The sequence below is a fragment of the Nitrosomonas sp. Nm58 genome, assembly GCF_900107335.1.
Classification (GTDB): domain Bacteria; phylum Pseudomonadota; class Gammaproteobacteria; order Burkholderiales; family Nitrosomonadaceae; genus Nitrosomonas.
In genome coordinates, this window is sequence record NZ_FNPQ01000076.1 from 1 (window position 1) to 6,738 (window position 6,738).

The window sequence follows — 6,738 nt, forward strand, 5'->3', positions numbered from 1 at the left end:
GCTTGCGCCAGAGATTCAAAGTCGGATTGCTGACATTAAGTAAACTCATTAATTCCTCGGTTGGCCGGCCCTCAGCTGTCATTAATATGATCTTTACTCGTAACTTTTGCTTTGGCCCAACAGCTCGACTCTTCAACCATCGCTGCAGGGTATTTTTGTCCTTATCACCCAGTAAAATTTTCATTGGCGTTCTCATAATCGCCAATTCTATCATTTCCAAATATTAGTCGGGGACGTTACACTAGTTTAAAATGCTTTTTCAATCGTGTGGCCTGGTGCTGGATTCGCACGCTAAGACGAAGAAGTCAGCACCAGTGCATGACGTGGGAGCGGTTTGGACAATTGTGGAGACGCTTTTCCCCACCAATTCGGATACTTCATGACTTACCCTTCGAGCGCTTTGCCGCCAGAATCTGAGGCAGGAGCCCAGTGCATTAGTAGTGCACGCTGGGATCTGTGCGAGGGGTGCCGGGTAACCGGCATTCCTATCGCGACCCCAATATCCGTAAGGGTCTTGACTCAATTTTAGCAAATGCGCCTCAGTTGCCAAAAATAGAGCGTTGGCCTACTTTGGTACGCTATATCGTCAACAAAATTATCTCTGCTAGATCGGAAAATCCTCCACTCGATTCGCCAACCTTTCATTTGACTTCCAGTTCGGGTTAAAAGAGGAGTTTAGGTTTATGGGTTCAAGTTGCACTTGGTCATCAATGACCAAGGGGAGTTGCTGGGAGTGAAAATCACGGCGGGCAATGTCGACGACCGTGATCCGGTACTTGAGCTGGCACACTCTTTGTTTGGGAAACTATTGGGTGACCGGGGTTACATCTCTCAGCCGCTCTTTGAGCAGCTCTGGGAGCAAGGTGTACAGCTCGTTACGCTCGTTACCAAGGTGCGTAAGAACATGAAAAACAAACTATTGCCATTGTTTGACAAACTCTTGTTGCGTAAACGCTCGATCATTGAGACTGTCAACGATCAATTGAAAAACATCTCACAAATCGAACATTCCCGCCATCGCAGCCCATTTAGTCGGCCCTGCAAAATTCACCCGGCTGCTAATACAGATTTAGCATGCGGAGTATTCACATCAGCGGTTGTAAATTTACCCCTTATAGCGTTGGCCAACCGAAGCAATAAAATGCGCAAAAAAGCTGTCTTCAGCCCCAGGCGAACCATTGCCCGCAGCAGCCAGCGTAGGTTGTAACCCGTTGCACACAGTACTGCATGGAGCGCATCGCCCAGTTTACCCTGTAACCAGCAGCGATCCATCCGGTGATCTGATTTCAGGTGTCCGATTGCTGGCTCCACGGCTTGTCGCCGCTTAAGCCATTTTCGTTGCTGCCTCGTTAGTGACTTGTATTTGCCGCGATGGATGATTTCCATGTTCGGATTATCAACATTCGCTCCACGGAACCCGAGGTCCACTACCACCTGCTTCGGCTTTGCGCTTGAACTTTCCAGCAAGATGTTGGTTTGTTCCAACTGTTCGTGGAGAACGTGGCCATCGTAAGGATTGCCGGGAAAAGTTTTAGCACCCACGATCAACCCCTGCTTGTGGGTAACGGTGATGCTGGCCTTGACGCCAAACTCATAGGGCTTACGCGCTTTCCCCTTTCCGATGCACTCGACTTCCGGTGCGTGCAGGGCGTAGAGCTTGTTTTTGTCCTTAGGCTGTTGCTTGTGGATTCGCTCGGCCCGTTCGAGCAGCGTGTTCAAGCGATCAAGTGATGCGGCGCATTCCGTCGTCGCTGTTGTTAGCTTGCGCCTGATCTCACGCAGCACGATGCCGAGTATCGTACACTGCCGTTTGACAGCGCGCCGCAGTCGTCTGAATTGCCTAGCATGGGCGTAGCCTCCGGCTTTGCGACGCAATGCCTTGCCTTCCTTGGCAAAAGTCTGTTTCAAAGTGATACCCACCCGCTTGGCGGCTTGGGCTACCTTGCCGCGGGCGATCTCCAGCAGACGGCTGTCGACCGGATGGGCGATGGCCTTCTCCTGAACGGTCGTATCGACGATAACCCGCTCGAATTCCTTTGGCGTCACCGCCTTGCTCTGGACCGCAGTGTCAATCGTCGCTTTCATCAGTGCTTCCACGCCAGCTTCACCAATCGCAGTACGAAAACGGCCTATCTGCGTGGCATCACAGGGTAGCTTCGGCGTGTAGTACTCTTGCCCACTGAAGTATTGCCATACTACATTCTCGGACCAGCGAACAACAAGTTCCTCATCACTAAGATTGAACGCGTGCTTGAGATACAGCAGAGAGGACATCAGCCGGATCGGTAGACGCCGACGGCCAGCAGCACTGACACCCTCTCCAGCGATCACCTGCGTTGTGCCGAAAAGATCGTTGATCTCCACTACCTGGCCCTGACGATTCTTGCGCTCAAACGCAGGTGCCAAAGCTGCCTCGATCTGAGACCAGGGTATTCGTCCCGCCAGCACAGCCAAAGGATGTCTTAAGTCGATCATTTGATCGAGACGGGCGCGAAAAAAGTCGTCGATAGCCATCTTAAATACCTTTGATTTCCCTCAGGTTTAGATGCTGTTATTATAAATTCTTGAGCGTTTAGGAGGTGAATTTTTTGCCTGAAACGAAGAATTCATGCGGATCTCAGGTATTTTGCAGGGCCGACCATTTAACTTCTTTGTTAATTTGATAGCCGGGCTAGTGGCTTACACTTTCCGCGAGAAGAAGCCTTCCCTTAATATTAGATTTTCTCAGGTTCTTCCAGCCGTGGTGTGATGATTTTTATACCGAACTCACGTTACAAAAGCATACAGTGGCTAGCTTCATTAGATTCCCTAGAAATCAGTTAATCTCAATTCTGGCAATTATCGGGCACAAACAAGTATATGCAAAGATCAAAGTGCAAAATCATGAATCATCTGCAGCCTGTCTCACTTCATGTTTTTTGTTGGTGCTAAAAGCAATATATAGAGCATTCGCTGAGTTCATAAGGTTCAGAGCCGTCATCAAAAGTTGATTAATGGGTGTAGCCCCGCTAGCGAGTGAATTAAGAAATTGATTAATGGGTGTAGTCCCACTCGCGAGTGACTTAAGAAATTGAGTAATGGATGTAGACTCGGTAGCGTGTGACTTATCATAGTCAGTACGATGAGAGCCGGACGATCTGGTCTTAGTAAATTCACCGAGGATAAATCCGACACCGCCTGCTATCAACAAGCTTGAAGGAGAAGCCAGCTGTTGTTGAATATCTTGAATTAGCTTAGCAGAGCGGATATCAACCGCCCTGTGTCGTTTCAATACCTGCTCCTCCGCATTCTTGATTTCGGCCGTTAGAGACATAGCCGGGTTTGCTCTCGTTTGAAGTATAGTCTGGGCATCACGTTTTTCCTATATTCTGCCGTGCTGATTGCTCTGGCTGAAGGCTGCGGAGAGTCGCCGGAAACTGTAAATCTTGACTCTTGCCGCTTATTACACGCCAAAGAATCAACACAAGCATTAAATTAAAAGCGACGGTAAATAATATTAATATTGCATTGTTTTCTACCACGCCATACTCAGCTAGTGTTATTACTATAGCTGCAACCAGTCCTATCCAAGCAGAACTCAATAAAATGCCTACCATCACACCCGCCACTATCATTATAACCAGGCTCTTGCCCGCCAGCTGTGCTTCCAATACAGCAAGTTTGAAATGATCGTGGCTTAGAGCGCGCAGTTCATCCCATAACGATTGAGCATTTCTCAGTATGCTGACCTCGTTCTCTGAAGAGCTTCGTGTAGCAGTTTGATCATCAGGGATCTTCTCATCTGTTCTGGCTTCAGAATCCATGATATTTAATGCTTTAACGATCGTTAAACAGTCTACTCAGTAAGAAACCCACTCCTACCGCAATAGCCACTGATCTCAGAGGATTCTTACGAGTATAATCAGCATATTGATCCATTAATCGCTCCTCAATATTCTTTAACTGTCCTCCTTTCTCGCCAAGCTTATCCACGGCCTGATGCGTTACATCGGTGACCTTATCGACCGCTTTATGCGCATACTCAGAAGCTTTATCTACTGTTTCAGATGCTTTATCTACAATTGTTTTGTCTACATTTTCCATGGTAGTTACCTTTCTCTTTCTATTTGAAGCGCGTATCACGCCCGCTCCTGAATTAATGATTGGCTCTTTCGCTGTTAAGTGCTCATCTTCTATACACTGATATCGTTCTCTGGGCGGCTGCGTGCGGCAGTTTTCCCATTAGACACTTTCTCACCGTTGCTTTGATTTCCGAATCCATAAGAATGCTTTAACGATTTTTGCTAAACAGCTTGCTCAGTAAGAAGCCCACTCCCGCCGCAATAGCTACCGCCTTCAATGGGTGCTTGCGAGTATAGTCAGTGAAATCGTTCATCATTCGTTCTTCCATATTTTTCAACTGTTCTCCTTTCTCGCCAAGCTTATCCATGGCCTGATGAGTTACATCGGTAACCTTATCGGCCGCTTTGTGCGCATACTCAGAAGCTTTATCTACTGTTTCAGATGCTTTATCTACAATTGTTTTGTCTACATTTTCCATGGTAGTTACCTTTCTCTTTCTATTTGAAGCGCGTATCATGCTCGCTCCTGAATTAATGATTGGCTCTTTCACTGTTAAGTGCTCATCTTCTATACACTGATATCGTTCTCTGGGCGGCTGCGTGCGGCAGTTTTCCCATTAGACACTTTCTCACCGTTGCTTTGATTTCCGAATCCATAAGAATGCTTTAACGATTTTTGCTAAACAGCTTGCTCAGTAAGAAGCCCACTCCCGCCGCAATAGCTACCGCCTTCAATGGGTGCTTGCGAGTATAGTCAGTGAAATCGTTCATCATTCGTTCTTCCATATTTTTCAACTGTTCTCCTTTCTCGCCAAGCTTATCCATGGCCTGATGGGTTACATCGGTAACCTTATCGGTTGCTTTATGCGCATACTCAGATGCTTTGTCTACAGTTCTCATCAACTGCTCTCCTTTCTCGCCAAGCTTATCCATGGTCTGATGAGTTACATCGGTAATCTTATCGGCCGCTTTATGCGCATACTCAGATGTTTTGTCTATAGTTCCCATAGTAGTTACCTCTCTGTTTTTGAAGTGCCTGTTACGCCTAGGCCTGAATCAGTAAAATTAGCTCTTGCACCATTAACTCTGAGCAATCATGAATTGAATTTGCTCAATAAAATTGATTGACTTAAATGATTAACGGTGCAAGCTCCATGAGCTCAGCATGCTAACAAGATACTAAATAATCTGCTCAGTAGTTCATTCCGTGCTTATCCGGTTGTTTTCCAAAACTTCTAGAGATAGTATTAATATTAAATGGAAACATACTACATATAGTAGTTTTGGGTGCTAACCGGATAAACACGGTTCATTCTTACTGCCATATCTGCCGATGCGGTTAAAAATATCACAAATAGGCTAAGCGAACCACGAACCACGCAGATCATCTACTTACCGTTTAATCCCATAGTAAGAATGAATTTCATTCACCCAAGACTCGTCTGCCATGTCTGGCCAGCGATCCTTATCGAATCCTGGCGCATCTTCAAGGCGATCTTTATTAACATTTAACACAAAACGCTTATTCTCCGTATCGAGCTTCAATGCTTTCCAAGGTACCGCAAAAAGCTTTTCTCCTAGTCCGAGAACACCGCCAAAGGATAACACCGCATAACTTACAGTACCATTGGTCGTATCCAGCATAATTTCTTTAATGTCACCCAAGTCTTCACCCGCTTGATTGTAGACATCATTTCCAATCAATGTGTCGGCACCCATCAACTTAGGTCCAGGTCCATCTGTTCTGTTTTTGTACATACCATAGGTATCGCGATCTTCATAACTCATGTTCATCTCCTATCAAAACGACTTTACAAAATGTTCTTGTGATCCTCTTGCGCTCGCTAAAACCTAACAATTTAAACGTGCACAACCATCTCTACGCGCTGTAAGCATGACTTTACACATGGAACTGAACACGGTCTGTGCGCTAACACACTTAAACGACAACTCTCTCCACTTGGGGTCGTCGTAAAACCCCCATTAACCTGCAGTTCACTATCAAATCATGGCATTGTTTTCCAGATTGATCGGCACCAGAGGCATTTGGTGCTGATCATAGTCAAAAGCTGAATATTAGTCGAAACGCGGGCATCCCGCCTAGGTGACGGATGTAAGGTGCGCACAAGGGCTGCTACTAAAGCCCGGCCCAAAATGTACGCCATGGCATGCAGGGCAAACTCGACTTTGACACCCTGCAGGCCTTTCCTGGGGAATCGGTGTAAACCTTACCGACTCCGTAACTGGCTGAAGACGGGTTCTACCATGGCTTGACGCTTCCGGTAGCGCTGCCGCTTTTCAGTATTGCCTTGATTCCAGCTTTGCAGTAACGTCGCGACCATGTATATCCGACACGCAGCCACGCGCGCAGAGTCAGCGCTTGCCGCCATCTATCAAGCGCTGAATATCGATCCGTTACCAGGAGGGGCGAAAAAGACCGTGGTGTGACTATCATTGCCTTTGCCAGACGCACTTGTAGTGCCTTCCGGTGTTTTTTAAAGGACGGTGTTAAAGATAAAGGAATAGACGCCCACTATCCAAAACGGCATCAAAGTGCCAAAGTGGTGGTGCAATGACCACTAAGAAGCTGTCTGGTAAAACATTAGACGCATTTTGCAAGTGTTATTTTCATCATGGCGATTCGAATCATATTTTCGGCAGTGCCGGGCAGGATCTC

Annotated in this window: 9 protein-coding genes and 1 pseudogene; 1 reads left to right on the forward strand and 9 read right to left on the reverse strand. The window is 46.7% G+C overall.

Annotated features, from left to right (window positions below; translation table 11 throughout):
* The coding region (locus tag BLW34_RS16640; RefSeq protein ID WP_218138883.1) for a hypothetical protein at nucleotides 1-184 on the reverse strand (184 nt) is incomplete at its 3' end.
* A gap of 498 nt (nucleotides 185-682) precedes the next feature.
* Between BLW34_RS16640 and BLW34_RS17160 the strand changes: the two are divergent.
* Nucleotides 683-1,024 (forward strand): annotated as a pseudogene (locus BLW34_RS17160) (IS982 family transposase); the annotation flags it as partial.
* A 23-nt stretch (nucleotides 1,025-1,047) separates the two neighbouring features.
* Here BLW34_RS17160 and BLW34_RS14425 read toward each other — a convergent pair.
* The 8 genes from BLW34_RS14425 to BLW34_RS15860 all read right to left on the reverse strand — a co-directional run bounded on the left by BLW34_RS14425 (nucleotide 1,048) and on the right by BLW34_RS15860 (nucleotide 6,516).
* Complete coding sequence (locus BLW34_RS14425) at nucleotides 1,048-2,514, reverse strand: IS5 family transposase (protein WP_090581044.1); 1,467 nt, start codon at nucleotides 2,512-2,514, stop codon at nucleotides 1,048-1,050.
* A gap of 367 nt (nucleotides 2,515-2,881) precedes the next feature.
* The gene (locus tag BLW34_RS14430; protein WP_090581047.1) at nucleotides 2,882-3,313 is read right to left on the reverse strand and encodes a hypothetical protein; all 432 of its coding nucleotides are present in this window, start codon (nucleotides 3,311-3,313) and stop codon (nucleotides 2,882-2,884) included.
* A 37-nt stretch (nucleotides 3,314-3,350) separates the two neighbouring features.
* Complete coding sequence (locus BLW34_RS14435; protein ID WP_090581051.1) at nucleotides 3,351-3,803, reverse strand: phage holin family protein; 453 nt, start codon at nucleotides 3,801-3,803, stop codon at nucleotides 3,351-3,353.
* 13 nt (nucleotides 3,804-3,816) lie between these two features.
* The gene (locus tag BLW34_RS14440) at nucleotides 3,817-4,083 is read right to left on the reverse strand and encodes an ElaB/YgaM/YqjD family protein (protein ID WP_090581054.1); all 267 of its coding nucleotides are present in this window, start codon (nucleotides 4,081-4,083) and stop codon (nucleotides 3,817-3,819) included.
* A gap of 187 nt (nucleotides 4,084-4,270) precedes the next feature.
* Nucleotides 4,271-4,540, reverse strand: a complete 270-nt coding sequence (locus tag BLW34_RS14445; protein ID WP_090581060.1) for an ElaB/YgaM/YqjD family protein — start codon at nucleotides 4,538-4,540, stop codon at nucleotides 4,271-4,273.
* Between the two features lie 187 nt (nucleotides 4,541-4,727).
* Complete coding sequence (locus BLW34_RS14450; protein ID WP_256203820.1) at nucleotides 4,728-5,069, reverse strand: ElaB/YgaM/YqjD family protein; 342 nt, start codon at nucleotides 5,067-5,069, stop codon at nucleotides 4,728-4,730.
* 384 nt (nucleotides 5,070-5,453) lie between these two features.
* Nucleotides 5,454-5,849 carry a PRC-barrel domain-containing protein gene (locus BLW34_RS14455; protein ID WP_090581057.1) on the reverse strand — a complete coding sequence of 132 codons (396 nt, stop codon included), beginning with the start codon at nucleotides 5,847-5,849 and terminating at the stop codon, nucleotides 5,454-5,456.
* A gap of 472 nt (nucleotides 5,850-6,321) precedes the next feature.
* Nucleotides 6,322-6,516, reverse strand: a complete 195-nt coding sequence (locus BLW34_RS15860; protein ID WP_143037959.1) for a hypothetical protein — start codon at nucleotides 6,514-6,516, stop codon at nucleotides 6,322-6,324.
* Between the last annotated feature and the right edge of the window lie 222 nt (nucleotides 6,517-6,738).

Excerpts from the sequence above, each read along its gene's own strand:
- BLW34_RS14425 (WP_090581044.1), bottom strand. The coding sequence starts at position 2,514 with ATGGCTATCGACGACTTTTTTCGCGCCCGTCTCGATCAAATGATCGAC.
- BLW34_RS14430 (WP_090581047.1), bottom strand. The coding sequence starts at position 3,313 with ATGTCTCTAACGGCCGAAATCAAGAATGCGGAGGAGCAGGTATTGAAA.
- BLW34_RS14435 (WP_090581051.1), bottom strand. The coding sequence starts at position 3,803 with ATGGATTCTGAAGCCAGAACAGATGAGAAGATCCCTGATGATCAAACT.
- BLW34_RS14440 (WP_090581054.1), bottom strand. The coding sequence starts at position 4,083 with ATGGAAAATGTAGACAAAACAATTGTAGATAAAGCATCTGAAACAGTA.
- BLW34_RS14445 (WP_090581060.1), bottom strand. The coding sequence starts at position 4,540 with ATGGAAAATGTAGACAAAACAATTGTAGATAAAGCATCTGAAACAGTA.
- BLW34_RS14450 (WP_256203820.1), bottom strand. The coding sequence starts at position 5,069 with ATGGGAACTATAGACAAAACATCTGAGTATGCGCATAAAGCGGCCGAT.
- BLW34_RS14455 (WP_090581057.1), bottom strand. The coding sequence starts at position 5,849 with ATGAGTTATGAAGATCGCGATACCTATGGTATGTACAAAAACAGAACA.
- BLW34_RS15860 (WP_143037959.1), bottom strand. The coding sequence starts at position 6,516 with ATGATAGTCACACCACGGTCTTTTTCGCCCCTCCTGGTAACGGATCGA.